Raw genomic sequence first — 26,332 nt, forward strand, 5'->3', positions numbered from 1 at the left:
TTGTGGTGGTCCTCTTTAGATTAGAAAATGTTTGACATTGTAGATAGAAATTTTTCCGGTTGTAAAGGTTACTTTGACTTTGTTACCTCCTTCAATAAGTTCAAATTTCTCTACCAAATCACGTGCTAAAACTGTTTGCTTTGCAATTTGTAGTTTCCTTTTTTCTTCTTGGTCAAAAGTTCTTTTTTTCATAGTTGCTCCTAATTAAAACAGCAAGTCATTATTTTACTGACTTGCTACTTTATATCATATAATAAAATTTGTCAAGTCTATTCACTAACCCTAAACACTTCTTCAACTGAAGTGATGCCAGCCAGAGCTTTAATAATTCCATCTTGAACCATGGTTATCATTCCGTTCTTAATCGCAATTTGTAGCATGTCGTACTCTGAGACCTTACCACCAAGAATAACTTTCTCGATTTCTGGGGTCATGGCCATGATTTCATAAATACCAATTCTGCCTTTATACCCCAAGTTATTACAAGCATCACAACCTTTGCCTTTGAAAAATTTAAGTTTAGTCAGGTCTGGTCTGTCTGGATGATCTTCGGGAATAACTTCTATTATTTCTTTAACTCGGGCTAATTTCTTTTCATCAATTGGATCTTCTTCTTTACATTTTTCACAAACTCGGCGTACCAGACGTTGACCCATAATAGCGTTCAAAGCCGGCGCTAATAAAAAGGGCTTAACTCCCATAGACAAGAATCGAGGAACTGCTCCAGCTGCGCTGTTAGTATGAATGGTGGAAATTACCATGTGGCCAGTTAAAGCAGCATTAATAGCTACATCAGCAGTTTCCAGGTCACGCATTTCTCCAACCATGACAATATCAGGATCTTGACGCAAGATTGAGCGTAGTCCATCGGCAAAAGAGTAGCCTTTGCTGTGATCAATTTGACTTTGATTGATACCAGCTAATTTATATTCAACAGGGTCTTCTAATGTAATAATTTTTACACCTTCAAGATTCAATTTATTTAAGATAGCGTATAGAGTCGTTGTTTTACCAGAACCGGTAGGACCAGTAGTTACAATCATACCATTAGGTCTCTCAACCTGGAATTTAAGATTTTCAAAGGATTTACCAGTGATTCCTAGGTCCTCGAATCCAAGACTAATTGAAGATGATTTTAATAATCGCATAACGACACTTTCGCCCCAAGTAGTTGGCAGGGTAGAGGTACGAACATCGATATCTTGTTCTTTGGAATGAATTGTAAAACGGCCATCTTGTGGTTTGGCAGTAATATTCATTTTTAGACCAGCTAAAAGTTTAATTCTAGAAATTACTTTTGGCCAGATCTTTACATCGATAGATGCAGTTTCGTGTAAAATACCATCGACTCGAAAACGTACTTTAACAGCATCCTCTTCTGCCTCAATATGAATATCAGATGAGCCTGCCTGTACTCCTGCAGCAATAATCATACTAACCATTTCTGTCATACTGACCTTTCTTAAATGTTCGTCCAGATCTTTGAAGTTCTTTCCAATTTCCTTGAATTTCTCTAATTCTTCTTCTGTTATTTCTACACCTTTAACTGCGGGTTTGTATTTTGGTAACTTGGCATAAAGTTCAAGTGCATGTTTTAGATTACGTTCTGAAAACAAATACGTTTCAACTTTTGCATTTTGAGCTTCTTGCAGGCTATTGGCAATTTTGGTAATTTCAGGATTTGTCGAATTAGTTGTCGCTAATCGAATCTGTTCACCGGTCGCCACAAAGGCGACAACCTTTTCTTTTTTGCAAACAGTCTCCGGGATTAAACGTAGTGCTTCACTGCTGATCGGAAATTCTGTCAAATCAATATAAGGCACATTTAACTCATTTGCTTTTTTTTGAACAGCCTTTTCTTTGTCAGAAAAGCCTAGTTTTTTTAGTTTGTTTTTCAATCGATCTTCGGTAGTAGCAGGTTTGATGACTTTAGGCTTAGTAGGATCCTTTTTATTATCATTGTCATCATCAGATGCCGTAGGGCTGGCTTTTTTTCCAGTTAATTTTGATTGAGAGCCACCTGAAAGTAGATCTTCAATTGAAGAAGTTGCTTTACTCATATTATCTATCAATAATAAATTTTAGTTCATATTAATTATAACGTTTTACGGTGTTTTTGGCAATCTAAGTCACTACTTACGTCCTGTGAGTAAAAATTTGCTAAATTTTAAAATCATGTTAAAATGGTGATGATCAGGAGGGACTATTAAAATAAATAAAAATTAACAGAGACTCTATGCCAGTTGATAATTTTTTAGAAGAATTGGAACAAGAAGAAGAAACAAAGAGCAGTGGGCCTGCTAAAAAGGCTAAAAAAGTTAAAAAACGCAAAAAGGCCAAAAAGAAGCCAGTGGTTAAAGAAAAAGCAACATTGACTGATACAGTCAAGAAGGCTAAGTCCAAAGATGATAATAATTTATTTAATCTTGTGATTGCTGTAGTTGTTATTTTAGGTATAATCGGGATCGTGTTTGGTTATACTAAGGACAAGATTGGAGAAATCAAGGAGGGAGGTACGGAGGTAACAAAAGGGTTGGAACAAGAAGTTGAAAGCCTAAAATCAAAATTAGAGAAATTACAAGAAAAAGCAGAATCAATCGTTGAAGATAGTGAATTAAGCAAAAGTTTAGTAATTGATTTGTTTGATAAAAATAGAGAAATTCCTAAAAAAGTTAATGCTGCCGGTTGGCAAGTTTTGGAAAGTGACGGTTTAACTTTTGTGGTTAGTTATCCTAGCACCTGGGAGAGAGTTAATGCCATAATCAATAGTGGGAATGATCAAGCCAATGTTGAAGACATTGCTTATTTCCAGCCAATCGGAAACTCTGATTATTTGAACGCCATTACTATTAAATCTGATTATGCTGATTTTGCTGATTTGGATCTTGATGATAAAATTGATATTTTTGAAGACTTGGATGCAGTTGACACACAATCATTTTCACATGGCTACATGATTTATTTTATCAACTTGGATAAAGATAATAATGAGGTGCCAACAATATTAATATTAACAGATGATAATATTTATCGAGCAACTTTCAATGTTTATAACAAGAAGCTAAAAGGGTACTTCAAGTATCGAAAAGATTTTGAGGAAATTGTTGCCACTTTTGGTGTTGCTCCGGAACAGTACATTGAAGAGATAGAGTAGACAAAGTTAAAAAAATGATATATATTAAGAGACGTGCGTAGCACGTCTCTTTTAAGTACCAATTAAGCAATTGATCAAGTGACAATTAAATTTCAAGTCTCAAAATCTAAATATTTGAAGTAATTTGGAGATTAAATAGTTAGAATTTTGAATTTATTTGAAAGTTGTATAATTGATCATTGGTAATTATAAAATTTATGTCTTTCTCAATAGGAATTGTTGGTTTACCTAATGTTGGAAAATCAACTTTATTCAAAGCCTTAACTAAAAAAACAATTGATATTGCTAATTATCCTTTTTGTACCATTGAACCAAATAAAGGTATTGTTTTGGTTCCCGATCACAGATTAGACGAGCTGGCTAAAATTTCTAAATCAGAAAAAATAATTAATACCACCATTGAGTTTGTTGATATTGCTGGGCTAGTTAAAAATGCGCACAAAGGTGAAGGTTTGGGAAATCAATTTTTACATAATATTCGTGATGTAGATGCGATTTGTCATGTGGTCCGAAATTTTCACAGCGGTGACATTATTCATGTTGATGGAAGAGTTAATCCTGAAGATGATGCTGAAACAATTGATATTGAACTAGCATTTGCAGATTTAGATTTAGTTAAAAAACATTTAGCAAAACTTAAGGATAAATTAAAAGCAGCATCTCTAAAAGAAGAAAAAGCAACTAGGGTTATTGCTGAGTTCTTGGAAACAAAAATTATTCCTGCCTTGGAAAATGGACAGCCTGTTCGAAAGTTGGATTTATCAGAAAAAGAGTCAAAAGAAATTCAATATTTAAATCTTTTGACTAATAAGCCGATGATATATCTTTTGAATGTTGACGAGGATAAGGTTAATGAGCAATTTGATTTATCAAAATTAAAGAGCGAGGTAGTAATTCCAGTTTGTGCTAAGATAGAAGCGGACTTGGCGGAATTATCCAAAGAAGAAGCAGCGGAATATTTAACTGAAGTGGGGATCAAAACTTCAGGACTTGATCAGATTATTATCAAGGCTTATGAGATATTAAATTTAATTAGTTTTTTAACCACTGGCCCCAAAGAAACACGAGCTTGGACAATTACTCGTGGTTCTAGCGCCCCACAGGCTGCTGGCAAGATTCATGGTGACTTTGAACGAGGTTTTATCGCAGTAGAAGTATATAACTGGAAAGATATGGTGGATGTTGGATCTGAGGTTGCTGCCAAAGAAAAGGGGTTAATTCGTCTGGAGGGAAAAGAGTACATTGTTCGGGATGGTGATACATGTAATTTTAGATTTAGCGTGTAACAAAAATTTTTTATAATAAATATCGCTCCCTCGTGTTACGAGGGAGCGTTTGTTTTTTTCTAGTTATCGTGATTTTCGAAATCAAGAACTGCCTTGAAAAAGTTTTTTGGAATAGGACTTTTGTCACAGGCGCTATAGAGGAGACTGCTTTGTCTCCATTGAGGAGCTGAACCTTCCACTGTTGGAGGGATTTCCTCAAGAGCGATAAAAGAGAAATTCAGAGGACCTTCAAATACGTGAAGTAGCCGTCTGATGAGAGTTTTGAACTTGGGCGTTTTAAAATTACTTGTGGCCGGTACCAGGAAAAGACTGAGATACTTTTTGTTGCCATCACCATTTAAATGAAAAGTTCGGTAGTGAATAATAAATCCCCAAATTGATTGCTCATGGAGGATTTTTAATACGATGACATGGTGATTCTTTCTGTTGTCGGACAAAGAAGCTTCAGTAAAGTCAAAGGCGCAAACAGGAGACACTTTATTGCCATAAGTTTTGTTGAGAACATGACTAAGGGCTGGGGCTTCCTTGAGCAAACCTTCAACTTTTCTCCTGATAGCTTCTTTGTCAGTCGTTCGAGTAACTTTTCCTGGGTTGAGTTTAGCCAAAGCGAATTCCATTGATAATCCTCTTTTTCGTGATGGTTAATTGAAATGAACGAAAACACAATACTTTTCTATCCTAACAGAAATACATTAATGTGTCAATAAATAAAAAACCCTGAGTTAAATTTAACTCAGGGTTTGTGGTTCATTCAGGTTCCGTTTGAACCTGTTCAATAGCCTTTTTTCTTAATGTGGTTTTTGGAATAACCACTTCAAAAGTTGTTTCGGCTTCAAGCTTCACATCTTGATCATCGTGAGAAACTGTCTGTGTCGTTATCGTGACTGTCTCATATTGCATTTTGAAGGAATAATTACTAACAGTTTTAGCCGCTCCACCAAGAATACAAGCAGCGATCAGGGCACCGATGAGTGGCCAGTTTCTAGTCATGAATAAAAGCACAATGAATACAATTCCGCCGACCAAATAACTGTAGAGGCGACTGGCTTCAACTGGGTCAGCGCCAAATTCATAAGCAAGGGTTGGAACAAAGATTGGTGCGATCAACCCAAGAGCAATCAGAAATGTCCAAAGCAAAATACTATTCAATCTGGTATTTCGCTTTCTTGGTTTCTTTTCTTTGACTGGTTTTTCTTTAGTCGGTGTGACCTGTGCCATAGTATTTACCTCCGTTATTTTACTCTATGTCTTGTATTCCTTGACCAGGACAGTCCACGCAATCAGGCTTATTCTCCTTGGCCGGCGCTTTTTCGGTCTCAGGAATTGGAGTATCTTCAGCTGAAGGACATTCTGGTACTTCAGGGCAAACTTTTGTTAAAGATTCACGCATTTCTGAACGTTTCATAATAACAGTGAATTCAACTGGTTCATCCAATTCAACTAGCTCACCATTAACCACGATCTTATCGAGAGTGTATTCAACCTCAGTGTAGCGCATGTGAAAGCTGGCACTAGAAATACACAGGGTTAATATCAGGGCAAATAGAAATACACCTAAATGGAAAGCTACGTATAGTCCTACGCAGAAACCATCATCCTTGAATTCCTTGGGTGTACGTGCTTCTTTTTCAGCCTTAGAGTTTTCTTCTTCCTGTTCTTTGTCAAAATAGGTTTGAATATATTTATGTCCAAAACCTAATGCTATAAAGGCAAAGATCCAGCAAAAAATTTTCCCCAAAGTAGAGCCATTCCAGTCAAAGAGCTGTCCGATCCAGGGCAGGAAGATGGGCATAACCACTGCCCAAAAACCCCAGCGCAGTAGCCATTTTCCAACTTTGGTCTCGTTCCACTTTAATTTCTTTTCCTTTTTTACGGCCATGACGGGCTCCTCATTGTTAAGGTTCTCAAATTACGTTGACTGGCTACTTTAGTATATTATGAAAAATTTGTCAAGAGGTATAGTTAATTTACAAAAAAAACCTCCACTTACAAGCGGAGGTTTTTTTGTTTTGTTATTTGAGGATTGTGATTTGGTCATTCGAGGAGTTAGCCGAGTTTACATCATTCCACCCATACCGCCCATACCTGGCATTCCACCACCCATAGCTGGAGCACCACCACTATTAGAGCCTTCTGATTCTGGTTCATCAGTTACTACACATTCAGTAGTAAGCATCATAGCAGAAATTGAAGCTGCGTTTTGTAGAGCTGAACGAGTAACCTTAGTTGGGTCAATAATTCCAGCCATTACTAAGTCCTCAAATTTATCTTTGGCTGCATTATAGCCAACATTACCTTCAGCTTTTCTAACTTCCTCGGCGATAACAGCACCATCTTTACCAGCGTTCTTTGCGATTTGCTTGACTGGTGCTTCAAGTGCTTTTTTTAATATCTCAATTCCGATTTTTTGTTCGCCCTGAAGGTCAATATTATCAAGAATACTTTTAGCTCTAAACAATGCTACACCTCCACCAGGAACAATACCTTCTTCGACGGCTGCTTTTGTAGCATTAATTGCATCTTCGATTCTTAATTTTTTCTCTTTCATTTCAGTTTCAGTGGCTGCACCAACTTTGATAACTGCTACACCGCCTGCTAATTTTGCTAGTCTTTCTTTAAGTTTATCTTTATCAAAATCTGAAGATGAATTTTCTAATTCTTTTCTAATTCGGTTAACTCTTTCGTCAACCTTCATCTTATCGCCACGACCTTCAACAATAGTAGTATGTTCTTTGGTAGCAATAATTTTATGAGCTTGACCAAGCATTTCCATTTCTACATTTTCTAACTTCAATCCAACTTCTTCAGAGATAACTTTACCACCAGTCAGAATAGCTAGGTCTTCAAGCATTTCTCTGCGTCGGTCACCAAAGCCTGGAGCTTTAATAGCTAAAGTGTTAAAAGCGCCTCTTAATTTATTAACAACTAGAGTAGCTAATGCTTCACCGTCTACATCTTCAGCAATAATAACTAGATCTTTTTTTCCGGCTTGAGCAAGTTTTTCCAAAGTTGGGACAATGTCGTTTACAGCAGAGATTTTTTTATCAGTAATCAAGATATATGCATCATTGTACTCAGATTCCATTCGATCAGCATTAGTGATCATGTATGGTGAGATATATCCGTTACTAAACTGCATTCCTTGTACAACTTCTTTTTCGATACCAAAGCTTTGTGACTCTTCTACTGTGATAACTCCATCATTGCCAACTTCTTGCAAAGCTTCAGCAATAATCTTACCAATCACTTCATCATTAGCAGAAATTGAAGATACTTGTGAGATTTCTTCTTGATTGGCAATTGGCTTGGAAATTCTGGTTCTTAATTCTTCAACTACAGCATTAACACCTTTTTCAATACCTTTTTTAATTTCCATTGGATTGGAACCAGCGGCTACATTCTTGAAACCCTCTGTAATGATAGCTTGCGCTAAAAGTGTAGCTGTAGTAGTTCCGTCTCCAGCAACATCATTAGTCTTACTGGCAACTTCTTTTACTAATTCAGCGCCAACATTTTCAATTTTATCTTTTAGATCAATTTCTTTGGCAATGGTCACACCATCATTACAAATTTGTGGTGAACCATAACCTTTATCAAGTACTACGTTACGACCCTTGGGTCCAAGTGTAACTTTTACTGCGTTTGCTAATTCATCAACACCAGCTTTTAGAGATTTTCGAGCTTGTTCGTCGAAGATTATTTGTTTTGACATATTTTTTTATCAAACTCTAAATTCTAGACAATGTTCCAATGTTTTAAATTCAAATATCTAAACAGTTTTGATATTGATTAATTTAAATTTTGAGTTTGTTTAGGATTTAGATTTTAGGATTTATTCAATTATTGCTAAGATGTCCTCCTCTCGCAGAACTAAACATTCCTGACCATCAGCTTTGATTTCATCAGGTGAATATTTTTTGAATATAACTTTGTTTCCGACTTGAATAGACATAGGAGATCTTTGTCCATTTTCTAACATTTTTCCGGGACCAATAGAGATAACTTCACCTTGTTCAGGCTTTTCTTTGTTTAGTGTGTCTGGCAAGATGATTCCAGACGCAGTTTTTTCTTCTTGTGATGTTGGCTTTACAATCACGTGATCATTAAGTGGTTTTAGCATATTTGTTTAATTTCGAATATCGAATACCGAATCGCGAAACTGTTTAGTTTCGAATTTCGTATTTCAATTTTCGTATTTATTATACTATGTTACTATAGAGTTTTAGCAAAAGTCAAGGCTTTTGTCAATATTGATGAAATACATTTTGGTTGACAGAGATTTAGTAAAATGATAATGTTTTTTAGATATGATGTTTGAAAATTAAAATGGAGATATTCAATGAGTGAGCATAAGCTGGAGGTATTACCTGCCTTTCGATGTCCATATTGTGGCTGTTTTTTTCCAGTGATTAACGCGACACTTGCGTGTAGAGATTATTGTTTTGACTTGATAATCAATGCATATGCAAAAAGAGACGATATCATTTATTGTTCGTTGGAAACACGAGAGAACAACACTAGATTGCCAAAGAATCGCTATAGAGTATTGAAAGTACAAGTTTTAGTGACTAAAGGTAGTCGTTGGATTGCATATTCCTGCCAATTAGTAGGTGGTGAGCAAACAAGAGTTATTTCTGATAGAAATGTGATCAAACTTCTGAATAAGAATTTTCGATCAACCCCAGATACTATTATTGGAGGTTAATAATGAGTCAGAAGAAAAAGAATATACTTTCAGTCCAAGCATATTGTTGTCCATACTGCGGATACTTGTGTGAAAATGAGAAAAAAGTATCTGATTGTAGAGAGGAATGCTGGAAGTTGATTGTTGGTTATTTCATTCAGGTTGGGATGATCATTGAGACTGTCAGAGAAAATGACAAAGGTCCGTTTGAGGTAAAGGCCATTGAAGTTTCTCGGGAAGCTAGTATAAGGCGTATGCGTTTTGTATGCAAGCGACTTAATAAAACAGCTCACGGCTTTAAAGGTAGACTGGTAACTTTTCCTGCCCATGTGATCAAGGGCCAAGTCGCGGTAGAATAAATGTTTTCTTATCGGTACAAATATCCAATTGCTCTAGTTGTTTATACAGCTGGGGTATTGGGTTATTGGGTTACTAATCAGTTTCAGGTTTTTGAACCAACAACCATGCCATTAACATGGGTAGATCAGGCGGTGCCTTTTTGGCCGGCTAGCGTATTGGTGTACCTGGCTATTATCCCAGTGATTTTGCCAGTCCCGTTTATTATTGATAATGAAAACATGTTTAAACGGGCAATGTTGGCTACTGTTTTAATGTCGACTTTCAGTTTTCTGATATATGTCTTTGTTCCAACACATTACCCTATTAGGCAGGATTTGCTGGAGCAAATTCAATCACCATTTTGGCGCTGGGGTTATGAAACAATGTATGCATTTGATTCAAGCGCCAACTGTTTTCCCAGTTTTCATGTTAGCGTAGCCACAACTTTGACGTTTATCTACTTCAAAGAAAAAATGAAATTGTTCCGGTGGCATGTGGTGATTTGTAGCGTGATTATCTTCACAACATTGACAACCAAGCAGCACTATTTCTGGGATATCGTTGGTGGCGTTCTAGTTGCGCTGATGGCTTACGTGATTGCTTACGAACAATATCCTGTAAAAAAGAAGAATTTGGATAAGGATAAGAATTGTAGCTAGTGACATCGTGAAAACGTTTAACCTTTTAATAGGGGGTAATATGTCGCAACCTAAACCTCCACTTATCAAAGCTCCTGGATATTTTTGTCCATATTGTGGTGAGTACTACAAGCATTTTGATCCAACTTGGTCTTGTCGTGATAAGTGCCATGAACTGATACTGCAAAGCAAGATTCAACCAGGTGATTTGATCACAGTGCGAAAAAAACATATCAAGTTTTCTCCATTGCAGCCTGATCTATTTATTCGTTTTCGCTATACAGTTCAAGCCGTCCGTATTCAAAATGATTTGGGAGGTCAAAGATTTTCGTTTATTTATGAAGATGAGAATGGCAAAGAGCAAACTGTGCATGAGTTGTATATTGTAGAAAAAGCAAGGTAAAACAAAGAGCACCCCGCCGAGCGGGGGCTCTTTTTAATTTGATTATTTTAGATATTCTTCAATTACTGGCATTATATTTGGAGCACAGTTGTCAGGTAAATTATTTATATCAAACCAATCCCATTCAATAATATCTAAACCTTTAACAATCTCACCGGAATAATCAGTTAAGTAGTGAACCAGCTCAACCTTAGTGGTTTCATCTTTTTGTGAAGTAATTGTAGTTAAATGTTTTAAGTTAAAAACATCAATAGCTAGTTCTTCTTTGGCTTCTCTAATGCAAGTTTGTTCTAGTGACTCTCCAGATTCAACTTTGCCACCTGGGTATTTCCAAAAAGCATCTTTAATGTCTTTAATAAGAAGGACTTTATTATCTTTAATTATAACTGGACCAGAAACTTTAATTGTTTTCATATTTTGCAAAATTTAACCCGATAATTATCGCAGTTAACATTAACCCAACCCAGAAGCTCCATAAATAATGATCAAATAGTGCCAATCCGGCTAGACAAATTAAACAAATGAAACTTGTCCGTTTTTCAATTGACCAGGTGTGAGCTTTAAACAAGTTATATAAGCAGTAAATAATAAACAGTAAACTGAAACCGAGCCCGATTAAACCAAGCTCAGCCCAGGTTAATAAGTATGTATTATGAATTGGTTGATATTGCCAACCTTCGAGCGTTGGATCTTTCTCAACTATATGCATAACGTAATTACCTAAACCTGTCCCAGTTTTCCAGTTGGGTTTAATTATTGAGCCGAACTGTTGATACTGTTCAATTCTAGTTGCATTTGATAAGTTTTCTAGACGATTATCACTCATTATTCTCGATTGTAGTAATTCGGGAAAGGAAACAATAAATAAAATGAAAATTATAATTGTGATCAAGGCAAATTTGGTTGTAACTTTGCTTTCGGCCTTATTTTTTCTAGTGGTAAAGGCAAATATTATAATACAAATTATAAATACCAAAATTCCAGCTCGTGATAGGGTGGTCATCAGCGCTAAAAAATTAATTACAAAAAATACTGGTAGAATTTTTAGGTGTTTTTTGATTTTAGTCAAAGAATATAATCCAATAATCAAAATTAAACTTACAACTAGAAAGCCGGCTAAAATATTAGGGTGCGGGAGTGTCCCAAAAGTTCTAAGCCACCGGAGTTCGCCAATCTGAACAACAGGAACGCCCAGAGTTTGAGGATCTTGCTCTGCCATGCCTAGCCACTTGTTACCAACAATGTGTTGCACAACGAATTGATTGATTGCCAAAGACGCTTGGATTAATCCTCCCCAAACAAAGGCCCAGGAAACTTTTTCCCAATTGGGTTTGAAAAACATGATTACGAAAACTAGTGCACTTGCCAGAATTAAGTGACCGAATTTATAAAAAGCTATTTCTTTATTTAAAGCGAGAAAACAGGAAAGCAAGACAAGCAAGACGAGCAAAACTAGTAAAACTACTCTTCGTAAATTCCTTTTTTCTTTTTTTATTTCTTTCTTTTTTATTCTCCAAACTAAATAAAAAATACTTAGTAACAATATTAATCCTAATAATAATTCAGTTGCGTATAAACTCAAACTGCCATACTCAAAATTGAAACCATTAAGCGTAGCTTGTTTATAAATTAATCGTGTTTGCAGAGGTAGTAAAAAAATGAAGAGGTAGATTAACCAGTTGATTGATTGTTGTAGTTTTTGCATGGTATTGATTTTATTATAATAATATACTAATATAGTATAAGTTTATGGTTCATTTGACAAATGAGGAGGATCCAATGAGAAATTTGTGGTTACTGTTTGTCGTTCTATTTGTTTGTTCCTGTGGGGAAAATAATAGAAAGAGTATAACCGAGCATAATCAAAAAGTTGTTGTTTCTCAAAAAGAGGAAGACGCAGCTGACGGTAGAAAAGACTGTAATAAGGTTTTACAGGATTCTTTTCGAGTCATACGTGCTAAACAAACCATACTTTATAAAAATGATGGTGACCAGAAGGTTAAATTAGATATTGCTAATAAACCAACAGAAGATAGTACAACCTTGATTGGTTACGAGATTCTTCCATTTACTGGGGGAAAATACATTTTGCCATTTTTCCGCGGGGAACTGCTTGGCACTCTATATTTCCGAATCAATGATGGCAAGTGGTATGAAATTTGCGCTGAAGAAGATTCAGTGCAATGATATTCAAGACCTAGATAATATCTGGGTCTTTTTTTATATATTGACAAGGTGATTGTTTAATGATAATGTTGTATGATATTCTTTTAAAATTTATTGAACAACGGAGGAGAAGATGAAGAATCTAAAATTCATAATAGTAGGTATTGTTGCTTTTTGGATGGGTGTATTTTCTATCGAGGAGATAACTTCTGGTCAAGAATATAAAGAATTAGATCCGGAAGTAGTTATTCGAAATGGATATTGCGTGGACGAATGGCAAGGAATGGTTATTCAATCCAGTTATGATGACCAAAAAATCATCATTACCAAAAAAGAATTTGGAATAACACATTTTAAAATGGATTTTCGAGAGTTGCGGTTAAACGGTTGGTTTGCCCAAGGTGGTATTTTGGAATTAAGTTACAGATCTGCCGCCGGTGATTCTGCTATGAGCTGGGCACTCATGGAAGTGAACGGTGATAGGCAAGATCTGCTTTTTGCCACCGAAGAATCTCCTGATAAATGCGGTCATCAGCCAACAAAGCATCCTTTTTACGATGAACTTGTTAAGCCCTTACAGAAAAAGTGATCAAACACAAAATCCCCTTGATCGAACTCGGGGGATTTTTTATTTGAGGTTTTCAATTGTCTTCTCCCATTTGTCGCGAAACTGAATTCGCTTATCTTTATCGTGAAATTTAAGAACTTCATCGGAAATAACCACGTTAGTATTATCTTCCTTTGCTAAATTATTCAAGTTTTTTGGCAAAATCTTTAACTGGAGTATTTTAAGAAGTTTATTTAATGGGCCACCAATCAATTTTGTTTTTAGGATTAATTCAAAAAATCGTTTATTCAAGCTTTTACTTTTTATAACCCATCGTTCATTGGTTGTTATTGGTTCAAAGTTTGGTAAACATTTTTTTGTCCAGGAATTACTATTGAAAAATTTTTCAATTAGTTCAGGTTTTCCGTATATAGGCAAAAATTGATTTAACCAATAAGTGAAGTGGATATCATTTTTGTAAGCTAATGACTTAAGATTTAAGTTGCAAGTAGTTATGAAAAAACTTTGGCAAATTTTGTCTTGATGCTTGTTTTCAGTTGGTCTTTGTCCAAGCATTTTCATCAATAAGGTTGAGAAAAAACGAGCAGTCCAGATTCGATTGTTTTCACAAATGATTGCTAGGTCAATATCGCTTCCTTCAGATGCGTTCTGGTAAGCTAAATTATTACAAATAAAAATAGCCTTCACAAAGGGGATATGACTAATTAGCCATAACGATTTTTTGGCTTTTTTAATTTTATTTTGTGCATGTAAATACTTTTTTTTGCGGGTGGCTACTAAGTCTGCTTTGGTTTTAAAAAAATAAAATCCTTCGTTAGTACCGAGGATTTTATTTTTATACAGTTTATCTAAAGTGCTTTTAACCTGTTCAAAGCTATATTGTTCAGTCGGTTTCCAAAGGTTTTTATAAATTTCCCAACTAGTTATAGGAAAATTGAAAATTTGAAAATAAGCTAGAGTGTCTAGGATGCATTTTTCAAGGGAAGTTAGAGACATACGCTATTTTTTCATTTCTGCCTGAGTGGTAGGTGCTTTATTTAAGTTTACGGGCTGTTTTGCAATTTGTTTGATTTGTGATTCCTCAATGTTGTCTTGTACGACAATTTTATCTGTTTCTATTCTGATAATCTGACTAGGAGCAAGAAGTAAACGAGGGCTTCTTGACCACAAACGTTTTTTAACTACAAAATATTTAATTACTTGATGGCTTTTTGTATCAAGCTCCATATTAACTATTCGTCCGAGATTAATTCCATTTTTTTCAGTTTCAACTGTCAGTTTTTTTAATTTTTTTAATTCAACTCGCATATTTATGTGAGAGTTTAGCTTTTAAGTTGTTTGTTTTCTGGTTCATTTGTTTTCGTTGTTTCTGGTACGTCAGTTGGAGGAATTATTTCGGGTTGTCCTGGTGGATCAGTTTTTCTGAACATGACTTTTTGTTGCAAACTGGTAAAAACAGTTGTTAAAAACCAGTAAAAGGTTAAACCACCAGGTAGGCTCATTCCAATAAGGACGGTCATGAATGGCATAAAGTACATCATACTTTTATTCATGTTGGCCATCATGCTTTCATCTTTAGCACCTTTCACTTTTGGTGGTTTTTTGGCTGAAAGCATTTGGGTTTGAACGTATTGAGCGGCCCCAGCTAGTATTGCAAGGGCAATGCTAGGAACAGCCATGTTGATAAAACCAAAAGCCATTGGATTAATGTGACCAGGGTTAGCCACAAAAGAATATAGAATTTCAAAATTTTCGCTGGTTAAACCTACTCGGAATGCTTGATATACAGCAATTAGAAAAGGAAACTGAACTAATAGTGGTAAACATGAAGATAGTGGATTAACCTTTTGCTCTTTGTAGAGCTTCATTGTTTCTGCGGCTAGTTTTTCTTTTTCGCCCTTATGCTTCTTTTTTAGAGCATCCATTTTTGGTTGGAGTTCTTGAAGTGATTTTTGTGAGCGAACAGCAGACAGGCTTAGAGGTAGTAGTATAAGTTTTACAACTATAGTTATTGCAATAATTGCCAATCCTATATCATTTCCAGGTACTACGTTGTAAAAGAATATTAGTAGATTGTAAATTGGTTCGTAGAGAAACGTATTGAAAATTCCGACCATATAGTATTAAATTCGTTTTATTTTTTATTTTCTTTTTTTACTTTAGTAGCTTTCTTAACGGTTGTTTTTTTAACTACTTTTTTCTTCTTTTTGGCTGCGCTTGAAGTTTTTGACGGTTTTTCTTCTTTCTCCGCTTTCTCGGTGCTGACCTCAGCAACGACTTCTTTTTCTTTAGTATCGTCAGTTGAATTCATGCCAATTTCCTCTGGCCCAATTTCTTTGCCACTTTCTTGTTCCTTAATATTTAATCGCCAGTCAGTTAATTTTGAAGCCAGTCTTACGTTTTGTCCAGCCCGACCAATGGTCAATGATAATTGATCTTGTGGGACAGTTACGGTAGCTTGTTTTTCTTTTTCATCAACTTCTACATTTGTGATTTTAGCTGGTAGAAGTGCATTAGTAATAAATTTAATTGGATCATCTGAATATTCAATGATATCGATCTTTTCACCATTTAATTCGTTGATAATTGTTTGAATACGAGCACCACGTTGGCCAATGCATGAACCAATTGGGTCAATGTTTTCATCTTCAGTATGAACGGCGATTTTGGTTCGACTACCAGCTTCTCTGGCAATACCTTTAATTTCAATTATTCCATTTGCAATTTCAGGAATTTCTAACCCAAACAACATTTTAACAATTTCTGGATGAGCGCGCGAAACAATTATTTCAGGGCCACGAGTTGTTAGTGCAATGCTGCTAAGATAAACTTTGGCACGGTCACCAACTTTAAATCTTTCGCCGCGTATTTGTTCATGTGGTGGTAAGATAGCTGAAGCCTTGTCTAGGTCAATAACAATATTTCGGCCATCGAATTTTTGGACCATCCCGGTAACAATTTGACCTTCTTTTTCTTTATAATCCTGATAAATTATATTTCGTTCTGCTTCACGTAGTTTTTGAATAATAACTTGTTTTGCAGTTTGGGCAGCCATACGACCAAATTCACCAGGAATGTCTAGCTCTGTTTTAACAAAATCACCGAGCTTGTAAGATTTTTTAATTTCTTTGGCCTCTTTTATTTGAATTTGCGTTTTGGGATTGAAGCGTCTAGCTTCATCGTCATCTTCCTCACCTTCTCCCTCATTTTTGTTTTCATTATGTTCTGCTAACCTTTGAGCTTCTTTTTCTTCACGGATTTGTTTTAATTCCTCGGCTGAGATTTCACCGTTAGCAATTTTCTCTTTTAATTCTTCTCTCTCAATTCTTAATTGTTCCAAAGCCTCTAACTCTTCTTCGGATAGATCCTCAACAACTTCCTTGATATCAAAAATTTTTGCTTGCGCAGTAGAGGCATCAAATTCAGCTTGGATATTTTGGGTTTTGTCCCCAAAATCCTTTCGAAAAGCAGCAGCAAGAGCAGAATTAATGGTTTCTAAAACTGAATCTTCAGATAAACCTTTTTCTGCACAAATTTGTTTAATTACTTGTTTAATGTTTTCCATATCTTTAACAAAAGCACTATTAAATAATAAATGATAAATTTAGTACTTAATACATAATTATAAATTTTTATAAAAAATGCTAGTTTAATAATCATAAACTAGCTTACGGTGATAGTATAACATGAGCATAATATTTTGTCTAGATAGGCCTTGCTAAATTCAACTTTGTGTGCTAAAGTAATAGCAGTTTATAAATAAAGATATTCTGCTTGTATAGCCCATTAATTTTGACCAGCTTCTATTGGTGTAAAATTACAGAATGTCGAAACAATTTAATATGACAGAGCACTATGAATTACTTTATATCGTGCCGATTAAGTTTTTGGATGACGATTTGCAAAAGATAACTGAGCAAGTTGATGTTATGATTAAGAAATTTAATGGTGAAATTACCAAACAGGACAATTTAGGTAAACAACGATTGTCTTATGCTATCAATGATATTCATCAAGGTACATATGTTTTGGTTGAGTACGACATGGACAAAGCTAATAATAAACAGCTTGACGATCAACTTCTTTTGACTCCAGAAGTTTTGCGACACATGATTGTTTGTCGAAAGGTAAAGACAGAAGCTGAAGTAAAGAGACAAGAAATGATTAAAGAAGGCATGAGAAAGTCCAAAGAAGAAGAGTTAGCTGAGATTGAAGAAAAGGAAAAAGATGGTGTAAAAAAGGAAGAGTTGTCAGGTGTTGAATCAGCAAAGCCAATAGTTACAAAAGAGAAAGAAAAATCTCAAAGATCAACTTTAGAAGAGTTAGACAAAAAGTTGGATGAAATTTTGACTGATGATATACTTTAAAATAAATTCTAAATCCTAAATTCTAAATCCTAAACAATGTTCAAAGTTCAAAATTAAAAGTGAGTTGTTGATGCTAATATTTTTAAGATTTGAATTTGTTTAGAGTTTCGGTATTAGAAATTAGAGTTTAAAAAAATATGGATTTAAACAAAGCCATGATGATTGGCAGATTAACTAGAGATCCAGAGGGAAGAACTACACCACAAGGTGCTACAGTTGCAAGCTTTGCAGTTGCTACAAATTTTGTGTGGAATGATGCCAATGGTCAACGTCAAGAAAGAGTAGAATTTCATAATGTTGTTGCTTGGCGAAAGTTAGCTGACATTTGTACTCAGTATTTACGAAAAGGTAGTCGAGTTTATATTGAAGGTCGTATGCAAACAAGAGATTGGGAAGGCCAAGATGGTATCAAGCGTTATCGAACTGAAATTGTTGCTGATAATATGATTATGTTGGACTCTCGAGGTTCTGCAGCTGGACAACCACAGCAGTCTGGACCAGCTCCATTGCCAACAATTCAGGCAGATGCCCCTGATCCTGATACTCAGATCCCACAAAGTAATGAAGGTGGCAATAGTGGTAGTAGTGACAGTGGTGCTAGTGAAGATGAAATTAAAATTGAAAATATACCTTTTTAAACATTTTGATTTCAGGTTTAATTTACAAGATTATACAAGATTGTAAAATCAATTTTGTTTGCCACTACTGTGGTAATCCGTATTATCTGTATATTAATCTGTAATCTGTATATATGAAAAATTCGTTAACCAAAAAACCAAAGAAATGCTATTTTTGTGAAAATGGAGTAGTGGATATTGATTATAAAGATATCCAGGTTTTACGTAAGTTTCTTTCTTCTTATGCTAAGATTTTACCTAAACGAAGAACAAAGGTTTGTTCTAAGCATCAACGTAAAGTAGCTCAAGCAATTAAGAGAGCCAGAATTATGGCTATGCTTCCTTTTGTAAATAGATAAAATTGTAAGGCTAAATATGGCTATAAAGGGTAACAGGATTTTATAGAGTCTTGCTACCTTGTATAGCCTTGTTTAGCCCTTTTCATTATGTTAGATATTTCACAAGTTCGCCTTGGCTCTGTTGTAAAACATGATGGTGCACCTTACACTGTTATTTCAGCAGCTCAAAAACAAGTTGGCCGTGGTGGTTCAATCAAAACAATCAAAATAAAAAATCTTATCGACGGAAAAGTCCTAGAAAAGACTTTGCAGGGAAATGATAAAATGGATTCCGCTGACTTGGCTAGAGGTAAAGCTCAGTATTTATACAAAGAAGGTGGGGAAGTCCATTTTATGAATAATGAAACCTTCGAACAGTTTAGCATTGAAAAAGAAAACGTTGGTGAATCAATTAACTTTTTAGTTGAAGGCGCTGATGTTACAATTTTATATTTTGAGGGCAATGCAGTATCTGTAGAAATTCCTACAAAAGCTGAATTAACAGTAACTGAAGCACCTCCTGGTGTTAAGGGTGATACTGCAGGAACTGCAACTAAAACAATTACTCTAGAAACCGGTTATCAGGTGAATGCACCTTTGTTTATTAAGGAAGGTGATAAAGTTAGAATCAACACTGAGACTGGGCAGTATGTTGAAAGAGTTAAAAGTTAGAAAGTTACAAGTTTATAAAGTGAAAATATAAAAACACCCCAATTTATGGGGTTGTTTTTTTTGTATTGACAATTTAATGTTAATTTGCTAAATTGGAGTGTTCCGAATTGATAATGATTGTACTTTTACAGTAGGAGGCTTAAGACATGGAACAGTCAATTGTTGAGCCAGCTGTTAGTTGGTTTAGTTTGTCTTTAATTATTGCGGGAATTGCACAAGGAAAAAACCGGGATGGTTTTGGATGTTGGTTATTTGGTCTATTCACTGGACCTTTTGCCTTGTTCTGTTTAGTGGCTTTGGCTCCAAAGCTTGATGAGGCTTCAGAATTGAAAGAATAATTTTCTCAAAATGCCCATATTCTCAAATTGAGGAGGTTGTAATGGTAGACTGCTCTAAGTGTAATGACACAGGCGTAAACGAAACCGGCAACAATGATTTGCCATGTGAATGTCCAGCTGGTGACACGGCGTTGTTTAATACTGTGGAAGCTAGTGAGCCTATTCCGGGTAGGCTTATCAAGCGACACTTTTACAATAATTCGCCGGATCCTTTGCATTATAGACATGGACAGCCGTACACGGTTGCTGAGCTAGAAGCTCGAGCAAAGTAAAAACAAAAGGCCCTTCCAACATCGGAGGGCTTTTTTTATTATGGTATAGTTTTATATCAGATATTATTATTAAACTTCTTTTCTCTGATCAACAAAACCACCTATATATTTGGCTTGATAAATTTCTTTGCCGTTTTCTGTAATGATTTCTTCGCCAGAAAAATTATCAACTTCTCCGGTGAAGCTATTGGAATAGGATAAAACATCTTCGTCGTATTTTTCAGGACCACGATAGGGTTTGTCTTTTGGGATAAGTTTCAAAGCATTCATTAAAATTCCGTAAACTTTATTATGATCCGAAACAGATTCATCAACCAACCCGTAATAAACCATTATATAAATAGGTTCACCCTTGAAAAATACAACTTCTCGGCCACCATAAGGTTCTCCACCAAAATAGTTGTCATGATATTTCCAATCACCAGATTCGAAAATTAAAGTTGTTGATTTATCCTCATTAATAGTTTTTTCTGCTGAATCACTAGCTGCATAAGTAGATTTTTTTGCTTTTACCAAAAACTTACACAGTTCGTTTTTATTAAACATATAAAGGTGTTACTTTTTATTAATAATTTTTTTAGACCCATGTTTTAAAACAAGTTATTTCTTTTCAGTTTCCAATATTGCATCTACAATTTTTTGAGCTTTTTCTCCCAGTTTTTTCCTTTTTTCAACTAATGCTAGATCATCCTTAAAAGCTTTTATGTATTCTTTCGTGGCGTCAGCAATTTTCTCGAAAAAATCAAAAATTGACGGCTCGCTGAGTGTCATTGGCTTACCGTCGTACATTCCAGAAAGGTTAAACTCCTCATGAAATTTTTCTTCACGTGCACGTTGCAAGTAGGCCTCACAACGAGCAATATCAAAGTCTCCTCCAGTGATCTTTGTGTTTGGATCTTTCATAGAATCTTCTACTTCTTGCTGTCGCTTTGAAAAGTAGTCAACAATCAGATTTACAGCGATTTCTTTGCTGGGGAACTGCTTTGTCTCAATAAACACCACTATTTGCTCTTTTTTATCAATATAATCTCTCATAACCTGAAGTGCTTCTTTGTTGCCCGCTTCAGCTTTCGCTTTAAGTTCAGCAAAACCTAAACCACCAGATATTTTTTCCAATTCGGACATTAATTTACCGAAATGTTGTTGCTGAACATCGGTGAAGTTAGCATGGAGTGCTTGTTCTTGGATTTGTTCTAGTGCTCTCATGTTAAATCTTAGGTATACGTTATTTTTTATTACGTTATTATTCTGGTTTTGTTGTAGTGAAGATAAAACAATAAATTTTATTAATCCGCCCCTAGTGTGTCTGCAAAAGCTTTAGCTTTCTTGTAAAGTTCATAAACATCAGCTACTGTTTCTGCTTCTTTCATCGCAAAGTCGTATACTTTTTTGGCATTTTTGGGATTTTCGTCAATTCTGAATACTTGGTCACTAATGCCTATTGCTTGAACTTTATCATCAGGGTCAAGTTGGGGAAAATAAAGAGTGTAATCCTGGTACGTACTATCGTAACCAATACTTATGCGAATACCGTTTATTTCAGTTTGTTCATGATATTCCTCTACTAAAAAATCATTTACTTCCCAGTCATAAGCTGTAGGATTTCTGGTGCCAGAAAATTGAACCTCAAAACCTTGAGCATCAACTTTAACAATGTCACCATGCATCTGTCCATCGGGTAGCATTACTCTTTTTCCCACTACTATTTGTTCTCGGGTGAGGTAGGGTGTTTTTTCCTCTGGCTCCAACGGGATTCGCTTGTTTTCAATAAATTCGACTATCTGTTCTTTATTTTCAATATAATCGCGTAAAACCTGCAACGCATCCCTATCTCCGGTTTCAGCTTTTTCTTTTAGCTCATCAAAACCAAGACCATCGGAAATTTCTTTTAGTTTAGCCATCAGCTTATCAAAATGAACCTGCTGAACTTCGGTGAAGTTAGCATGAAGGGATTTTTCTTGAATTTGGTTTACTTCCGGAGAAATCATATTTTAATAGATGATAATTCATCCCGCAGAATGAGGGAACGTTAAACAATAAACCTGCATCAATACATTGTTTATTATTTAAGGTTTACTAGTTACTTTTCTAGAGGTCTTCTTTTCTTTTTTCTAAAACAGCAACCCAAATTTCCTTATTGATTTTATCGAGAAGTTTTTTATTTTCACGAAGATATCGTTTGGCAGTTTCTCTGCCAACGCCTAATTTTTCATCACCATATGAATATGAGTTGCCAGCTTTGCTGACTACTCCATATTTTAATCCGGTATCAATTGCATCACCTGAAACTGAGATGCCTTCATTGTACATAATATCAAATTCGCAAGTCTGAAAGGGTGGTGCAACCTTGTTTTTTACAACTTTGGATTTCACTCGGTTTCCGATGGTCATTTCTGCTTTTTTAATTTGCGCAGCTCGGCGAACTTCAATTCGAACAGAACTGTAAAACTTAAGTGCCATACCACCAGTAGTAGTTTCTGGATTCCCAAAAAACACACCGATTTTTTGGCGAGTTTGATTAATAAAAATCACAGTTGTCTTGGTTTTTCCAACAATTGCGGCAAGTTTACGAAGAGCCTGACTCATTAATCTAGCTTGAAGGCCCATGTGTCTGTCGCCCATCTCGCCTTCGATTTCTGCCTTTGGAGTTAAAGCTGCTACAGAATCAATAACAATGATGTCCATCGCATTTGACCTGACTAAAGTTTCTACGATCTCTAATGCCTGTTCTCCTGTGTCGGGCTGAGAAATAAACATTTCATTAATGTCTATACCGATCTTTTTGGCATAGTCAGGATCTAGGGCGTGTTCTGCGTCGATAAAAGCGGCAGTGCCACCTGTTTTTTGTACTTCAGCTACAATGTGCTGAGACAAAGTTGTCTTTCCTGAAGATTCAGGGCCATAAATTTCAATAATACGGCCACGAGGTACGCCACCAACACCTAGAGCAATATTCAGAGAGATACTGCCAGTGGAAATAGCTTCAACGTTCATTGTGGCTGCTTCTCCTAGTTTCATAATTGCGCCTTCACCAAATTTTTCTTGAATTTGGGCAATTGCATCGGTAGCAGCATTTTGTTTTTGGGTTTCCTCTGTTGTACTTGATTTTTTTTTCATACTATCTCTTCAATAATCAAAGCATGGGGGTGTTTATCGAAGATGGTTAAATAAATTATATTGCTTAAATTTTTATTGTATTGGCTCAGTAAGTTGTTCATCGGTTACAATTACTTTTTTGTAAACAACTTTTTCTTTGCTGTGTTTCTTTTGTGCTGATATTTTAATAATATTTAATCCTTTTTGCAAGTCGAGAACTATGGAAAAGTTTCCATTCTTATCACTTAGCAAGGGGCGATCATTAATTCTTAGGTGAACTTCTTTTTCTGTTTGCCCTTGGATTTTTACTTGACTGGTCTGAGTGATTAGATTATCGGGAGGTGAGGCAATGATTAATTCAGGTGAAGAAGTTATCGTGTTAACCTCGCTTCCGATGTAGAGCAAAATTGCTGCGATAAAAATTATTATGACGGAATATTTCAGAGTTTTAGGATTTAGAAAACGGTTGAGCATTTTCTGGGACCGACTGAGCTTTATCGGCTTTATTCTCTTTTGAGTCTTGGAGTAAAGTGCTTTTTCTTTTTTGTATAAGTCTTCTACAGTTGAGGGATTTAATTCTAATAAGTCAGCATAAGCACGAATAATGTTCAAGGCATAAACATCAGCTGGCATTTGCCCGTAAGCATTAGTTTCTAGATATCTAAGGTAACGAACATTAATATTAATTGCCCGAGCTGCCTTGTCTCGTGATAAACCTTTTTCTTTCCGATGCTTTGCCAATCTCTCTCCTAGCGTCTGAATAGTTTCAATTTTTTTGTTGATAAAACCGGTCATAGTATAATGCCAATTACAAACTAGTAAATTTCATCAGCATTGGACTTCTGAGTTTTCTTTGTTTTTGGTTCTTCTATTTCATCATTTGCTTCATCTTCAAAGTCCTCGTCCAATTCGTCTTCATCAAATTCACCCTCCTCCGATAAATCCTCGGAGGACAGATTATCTTCTTCCTCATTCTCATCATCTTCTAATTCTTCATCATCTGCACTTTCGTTTTCGACTTCATCTTCAAACTCCTCATCAGCGGAGTCGTCTTCTTCATATTCATCTTCGTCTTCAATATCATCTTCTTGACTTGAAAATGGAGTAACCTCAGAGCTCACTGCAACTTCTTCTTGGTCACCAAAAACTTGTCGTGGCTTGGCGCCATCGGCTGGACCAACAATACCTGAATCTTCTAACATATCAATTAAACGAGCTGCTCTTGCATAGCCAATACGTAATCTTCTTTGTAAATAAGATGCAGAGGCTTTACCTGATTCAAGAATCAAATGTTTAGCTTCGTCAAATAGTTCATCTCCATCATTGCCACCTGCACCCTTGAAATCAAAACTGGTGCTGCTGCCACTATTTGGTTTTTCAGTCACTGCATCATGATAATCAGCTTCTCCTCCACAAGCATTTTTCAAGAAATTAACTACTCGTTTAATTTCTTCATCACTAACAAAAGCACCTTGCAATCTTATTGGCTTTGCGGTTTGTGGAGTCATGAATAGCAGGTCTCCTTTTCCAACTAGTTTTTCAGCACCTGAAGAATCAAGTATGGTACGTGAATCCATCAAGGAGGCAACACTGAAGGCAATACGACATGGAATGTTAGCTTTAATTAATCCAGTAATAACGTCAACTGATGGTCTTTGTGTGGCAACTACCATATGAATGCCAACAGCTCTTGCCATTTGTGTTAAACGGATAATACAACCTTCTACTTCAGCTGCCGCTGCAACCATTAGATCGGCCAACTCATCTATAATAATAACAATGTAAGGCATTTTTTCTTTGGAAGATAGATTGTAGGATCCAATATTACGTTTTTTTACTTTAGCTAATATGTCAAAACGCCTATCCATTTCACTAATAGCCCAACGTAAAGAATAAACAGTTTTGGTTACATCTGTAATAACTGGAGTTAGTAGATGGGGAATCCCATTATATACTGGAAACTCAACTCTTTTTGGATCAACCAGAATCAAGCGGAGCATGTCTGGATTGTTTTGATATAGTAAACTCATTATTATTGCATTTAAACAAACACTTTTTCCAGACCCGGTTGCACCCGCAACCAGTAGGTGAGGCATGCTAGTTATATCATCGATCAGGCATTTTCCACTTACGTCTTTTCCGAGAACAATCGATAAATTTGTTTTACGATTTTTAAAAGATCTTGATTGTAGAACTTCTCGGATTCTGACAACAGCTGGCTTTTGGTTTGGCACTTCAATACCAACCAAAGATTTCCCTGGGATTGGTGCTTCTATACGAATAGGGTGAGCTGCTAGTGCCAAAGCTAAATCATTGCTCAAAGTTGTAATGCGAGAAAGCTTTATGCCCTCTGCTGGTTTTAGTGTGTATTGTGTAACGGTTGGTCCGACTTGCACTGTGTCCATTTCTACCGGAATATTGAAATTTTCTAAAGTCTTGGAAATTCGTTCAGTCCCAGCTTTGATGTCGCCACTTGTTGGTTTTGATTTACGGTCATCAAGTAGTTTCATTGGTAAATCAATTTTGATATTTGTTGAACGAATACCTGCGGGTGTGGCTGTTTTATCACGGTTAGTTAAACTTTGAGCGGTTACCTTTACATCACTAACTTTTGTTGGTGCAATTTCTTCTTCGTACTCATCTTCTTCGTCTTCGTATTCATCCTCATCCTCTTCCTCGTCTTCATATTCATCTTCGTCATCTGTTTCGTCTCTATTTGACTTTCTACCTAGCATAGCTGGGATTTGTTTGAAGATGTTTGATTTTTCGAACAAATTTTCTAGACTTGTATTAAACATTAATAAAATACTGGCCAGCAAAAGTCCTACTAAAATAAGTAGCCCGGCCCAAAAGCCTAAATATAGTACTAACGGGTAACTAATTGCATACCCAATGATACCACCACCAAGTCCACTAAAAGATAATTCAAAAGAGTTAACAAAAGGGACTTTGAGATGTAGGAGACCATGGATACTTAGAAAAAATATACCAATGCCAGTGTAATTTGAAATGGTAACTTGATGTTCGTTTGGTTTTGCTAGTGCGTACCCTAGGCCAATTAAAATTAGGGGAAATATAAAGCGACCCCAACCAAGGGTAATACCCAAGGCCCAATCAATATAGACTCCAGCCTTACCAGCTAAATCTAAAAAACTTAAAATGCAAATTATGGCAATAATAAAAAGGAATATAATAATAATTCCCTTTTTAGTTTCTGGACTTAAGTTATAGTACTCAACCTCTTGATAACGTTTTGATTTTTTTCTTCGTTTAGCCATTTGTTTATATTAGAATCTAAGGGCAAAAGTTTTGATTTGGCCCTATATTCTTTATTTTTATGTTTGTTTCTATAAGCTATTTTATCATATACAGCTGTAGATGTACAGCATGAACA

The 26,332-nt window shown here is 35.7% G+C and carries 33 protein-coding genes; 14 read left to right on the top strand and 19 right to left on the bottom strand.

Translation table 11 applies throughout. The features are described from left to right. Positions 1–15 precede the first annotated feature (15 nt). Positions 16–192: a hypothetical protein gene (locus HN643_02225; protein MBT7500459.1), complete on the bottom strand. Its 177-nt coding sequence runs from the start codon at positions 190–192 to the stop codon at positions 16–18. A 77-nt stretch (positions 193–269) separates the two neighbouring features. Continuing rightward, positions 270–2,060, bottom strand: coding sequence for a type II/IV secretion system protein (locus HN643_02230; GenBank protein ID MBT7500460.1), 1,791 nt, complete (start codon positions 2,058–2,060; stop codon positions 270–272). A 176-nt stretch (positions 2,061–2,236) separates the two neighbouring features. Here HN643_02230 and HN643_02235 point away from each other — a divergent pair, with 176 nt between their 5' ends. Further along, positions 2,237–3,154 carry a hypothetical protein gene (locus HN643_02235; protein MBT7500461.1) on the top strand — a complete coding sequence of 306 codons (918 nt, stop codon included), beginning with the start codon at positions 2,237–2,239 and terminating at the stop codon, positions 3,152–3,154. Between the two features lie 197 nt (positions 3,155–3,351). Next, entirely contained in the window at positions 3,352–4,440 is a 1,089-nt protein-coding gene (gene ychF / locus HN643_02240) for a redox-regulated ATPase YchF (GenBank protein MBT7500462.1), read from the top strand. Between the two features lie 59 nt (positions 4,441–4,499). On the opposite strand, the gene HN643_02245 is transcribed toward ychF, so the two are convergent. From HN643_02245 to HN643_02265, 5 genes are all read right to left on the bottom strand, one after another. Beyond that, positions 4,500–5,057 (bottom strand): hypothetical protein, encoded by a 558-nt coding sequence (locus HN643_02245; protein MBT7500463.1) that lies wholly within the window; start codon positions 5,055–5,057, stop codon positions 4,500–4,502. A 130-nt stretch (positions 5,058–5,187) separates the two neighbouring features. Then, positions 5,188–5,658 (bottom strand): hypothetical protein, encoded by a 471-nt coding sequence (locus tag HN643_02250; GenBank protein ID MBT7500464.1) that lies wholly within the window; start codon positions 5,656–5,658, stop codon positions 5,188–5,190. Positions 5,659–5,677: 19 nt separating this feature from the next. Continuing rightward, positions 5,678–6,319 carry a hypothetical protein gene (locus HN643_02255; GenBank protein ID MBT7500465.1) on the bottom strand — a complete coding sequence of 214 codons (642 nt, stop codon included), beginning with the start codon at positions 6,317–6,319 and terminating at the stop codon, positions 5,678–5,680. Between the two features lie 177 nt (positions 6,320–6,496). Beyond that, on the bottom strand, positions 6,497–8,152 hold the full coding sequence (groL, locus tag HN643_02260) for a chaperonin GroEL (protein ID MBT7500466.1): 1,656 nt from the start codon (positions 8,150–8,152) through the stop codon (positions 6,497–6,499). A 120-nt stretch (positions 8,153–8,272) separates the two neighbouring features. Next, positions 8,273–8,560 carry a co-chaperone GroES gene (locus HN643_02265; GenBank protein ID MBT7500467.1) on the bottom strand — a complete coding sequence of 96 codons (288 nt, stop codon included), beginning with the start codon at positions 8,558–8,560 and terminating at the stop codon, positions 8,273–8,275. 219 nt (positions 8,561–8,779) lie between these two features. Between HN643_02265 and HN643_02270 the strand changes: the two genes are divergently transcribed. Genes HN643_02270 through HN643_02285 form a run of 4 tightly spaced genes read left to right on the top strand, consistent with a single transcriptional unit; the run spans position 8,780 to position 10,504 of the window. Continuing rightward, positions 8,780–9,145, top strand: coding sequence for a hypothetical protein (locus HN643_02270; protein MBT7500468.1), 366 nt, complete (start codon positions 8,780–8,782; stop codon positions 9,143–9,145). Between the two features lie 2 nt (positions 9,146–9,147). Next, positions 9,148–9,483, top strand: coding sequence for a hypothetical protein (locus tag HN643_02275; protein MBT7500469.1), 336 nt, complete (start codon positions 9,148–9,150; stop codon positions 9,481–9,483). Further along, positions 9,484–10,122 carry a phosphatase PAP2 family protein gene (locus tag HN643_02280; protein MBT7500470.1) on the top strand — a complete coding sequence of 213 codons (639 nt, stop codon included), beginning with the start codon at positions 9,484–9,486 and terminating at the stop codon, positions 10,120–10,122. Between the two features lie 40 nt (positions 10,123–10,162). Next, positions 10,163–10,504 (top strand): hypothetical protein, encoded by a 342-nt coding sequence (locus HN643_02285; GenBank protein MBT7500471.1) that lies wholly within the window; start codon positions 10,163–10,165, stop codon positions 10,502–10,504. Positions 10,505–10,546: 42 nt separating this feature from the next. Here HN643_02285 and HN643_02290 read toward each other — a convergent pair whose 3' ends face one another. Continuing rightward, positions 10,547–10,918 (bottom strand): NUDIX hydrolase, encoded by a 372-nt coding sequence (locus HN643_02290; protein MBT7500472.1) that lies wholly within the window; start codon positions 10,916–10,918, stop codon positions 10,547–10,549. Continuing rightward, positions 10,905–12,209 (bottom strand): hypothetical protein, encoded by a 1,305-nt coding sequence (locus HN643_02295; protein MBT7500473.1) that lies wholly within the window; start codon positions 12,207–12,209, stop codon positions 10,905–10,907. The genes HN643_02290 and HN643_02295 overlap by 14 nt, the downstream gene beginning before the upstream one ends. A gap of 74 nt (positions 12,210–12,283) precedes the next feature. Between HN643_02295 and HN643_02300 the strand changes: the two genes are divergently transcribed. Next, positions 12,284–12,691, top strand: a complete 408-nt coding sequence (locus HN643_02300; GenBank protein MBT7500474.1) for a hypothetical protein — start codon at positions 12,284–12,286, stop codon at positions 12,689–12,691. A gap of 112 nt (positions 12,692–12,803) precedes the next feature. Next, on the top strand, positions 12,804–13,259 hold the full coding sequence (locus HN643_02305) for a hypothetical protein (protein ID MBT7500475.1): 456 nt from the start codon (positions 12,804–12,806) through the stop codon (positions 13,257–13,259). Between the two features lie 39 nt (positions 13,260–13,298). Here the strand turns inward: HN643_02305 and HN643_02310 are convergent, their stop codons facing one another. Genes HN643_02310 through nusA form a run of 4 tightly spaced genes read right to left on the bottom strand, consistent with a single transcriptional unit; the run spans position 13,299 to position 16,803 of the window. Further along, entirely contained in the window at positions 13,299–14,234 is a 936-nt protein-coding gene (locus tag HN643_02310) for a hypothetical protein (GenBank protein MBT7500476.1), read from the bottom strand. Between the two features lie 3 nt (positions 14,235–14,237). Then, positions 14,238–14,546 (bottom strand): hypothetical protein, encoded by a 309-nt coding sequence (locus HN643_02315; protein ID MBT7500477.1) that lies wholly within the window; start codon positions 14,544–14,546, stop codon positions 14,238–14,240. Between the two features lie 14 nt (positions 14,547–14,560). Further along, positions 14,561–15,355, bottom strand: coding sequence for a membrane protein insertase YidC (locus HN643_02320; protein MBT7500478.1), 795 nt, complete (start codon positions 15,353–15,355; stop codon positions 14,561–14,563). 17 nt (positions 15,356–15,372) lie between these two features. Further along, positions 15,373–16,803: a transcription termination/antitermination protein NusA gene (gene nusA / locus HN643_02325; GenBank protein MBT7500479.1), complete on the bottom strand. Its 1,431-nt coding sequence runs from the start codon at positions 16,801–16,803 to the stop codon at positions 15,373–15,375. 277 nt (positions 16,804–17,080) lie between these two features. Here nusA and rpsF point away from each other — a divergent pair, with 277 nt between their 5' ends. The 6 genes from rpsF (at position 17,081) to HN643_02355 (ending at position 19,842) form a co-directional block, all read left to right on the top strand. Further along, positions 17,081–17,605, top strand: coding sequence for a 30S ribosomal protein S6 (gene rpsF / locus HN643_02330; GenBank protein ID MBT7500480.1), 525 nt, complete (start codon positions 17,081–17,083; stop codon positions 17,603–17,605). 137 nt (positions 17,606–17,742) lie between these two features. Continuing rightward, the gene (locus tag HN643_02335) at positions 17,743–18,243 is read left to right on the top strand and encodes a single-stranded DNA-binding protein (protein MBT7500481.1); all 501 of its coding nucleotides are present in this window, start codon (positions 17,743–17,745) and stop codon (positions 18,241–18,243) included. A 113-nt stretch (positions 18,244–18,356) separates the two neighbouring features. Continuing rightward, complete coding sequence (locus tag HN643_02340) at positions 18,357–18,581, top strand: 30S ribosomal protein S18 (protein ID MBT7500482.1); 225 nt, start codon at positions 18,357–18,359, stop codon at positions 18,579–18,581. 87 nt (positions 18,582–18,668) lie between these two features. Beyond that, positions 18,669–19,232: an elongation factor P gene (efp, locus tag HN643_02345; protein ID MBT7500483.1), complete on the top strand. Its 564-nt coding sequence runs from the start codon at positions 18,669–18,671 to the stop codon at positions 19,230–19,232. Positions 19,233–19,378: 146 nt separating this feature from the next. Then, positions 19,379–19,570 carry a hypothetical protein gene (locus tag HN643_02350; GenBank protein MBT7500484.1) on the top strand — a complete coding sequence of 64 codons (192 nt, stop codon included), beginning with the start codon at positions 19,379–19,381 and terminating at the stop codon, positions 19,568–19,570. Positions 19,571–19,611: 41 nt separating this feature from the next. Beyond that, positions 19,612–19,842, top strand: coding sequence for a hypothetical protein (locus HN643_02355; GenBank protein MBT7500485.1), 231 nt, complete (start codon positions 19,612–19,614; stop codon positions 19,840–19,842). A gap of 69 nt (positions 19,843–19,911) precedes the next feature. Here HN643_02355 and HN643_02360 read toward each other — a convergent pair whose 3' ends face one another. The 6 genes from HN643_02360 to HN643_02385 all read right to left on the bottom strand — a co-directional run bounded on the left by HN643_02360 (position 19,912) and on the right by HN643_02385 (position 26,216). After that, entirely contained in the window at positions 19,912–20,388 is a 477-nt protein-coding gene (locus HN643_02360) for a hypothetical protein (GenBank protein ID MBT7500486.1), read from the bottom strand. 54 nt (positions 20,389–20,442) lie between these two features. Further along, positions 20,443–21,048: a hypothetical protein gene (locus tag HN643_02365; GenBank protein ID MBT7500487.1), complete on the bottom strand. Its 606-nt coding sequence runs from the start codon at positions 21,046–21,048 to the stop codon at positions 20,443–20,445. Between the two features lie 80 nt (positions 21,049–21,128). After that, entirely contained in the window at positions 21,129–21,830 is a 702-nt protein-coding gene (locus HN643_02370) for a hypothetical protein (protein ID MBT7500488.1), read from the bottom strand. Between the two features lie 100 nt (positions 21,831–21,930). Beyond that, on the bottom strand, positions 21,931–22,959 hold the full coding sequence (recA, locus tag HN643_02375) for a recombinase RecA (GenBank protein ID MBT7500489.1): 1,029 nt from the start codon (positions 22,957–22,959) through the stop codon (positions 21,931–21,933). 72 nt (positions 22,960–23,031) lie between these two features. Continuing rightward, positions 23,032–23,733, bottom strand: coding sequence for a helix-turn-helix domain-containing protein (locus tag HN643_02380; protein MBT7500490.1), 702 nt, complete (start codon positions 23,731–23,733; stop codon positions 23,032–23,034). 20 nt (positions 23,734–23,753) lie between these two features. Then, on the bottom strand, positions 23,754–26,216 hold the full coding sequence (locus HN643_02385; protein ID MBT7500491.1) for a hypothetical protein: 2,463 nt from the start codon (positions 26,214–26,216) through the stop codon (positions 23,754–23,756). Positions 26,217–26,332 lie beyond the last annotated feature (116 nt).

This window comes from Candidatus Falkowbacteria bacterium (assembly GCA_018674305.1).
Taxonomy (GTDB): domain Bacteria; phylum Patescibacteriota; class Patescibacteriia; order UBA11705; family JABHMO01; genus JABMRF01.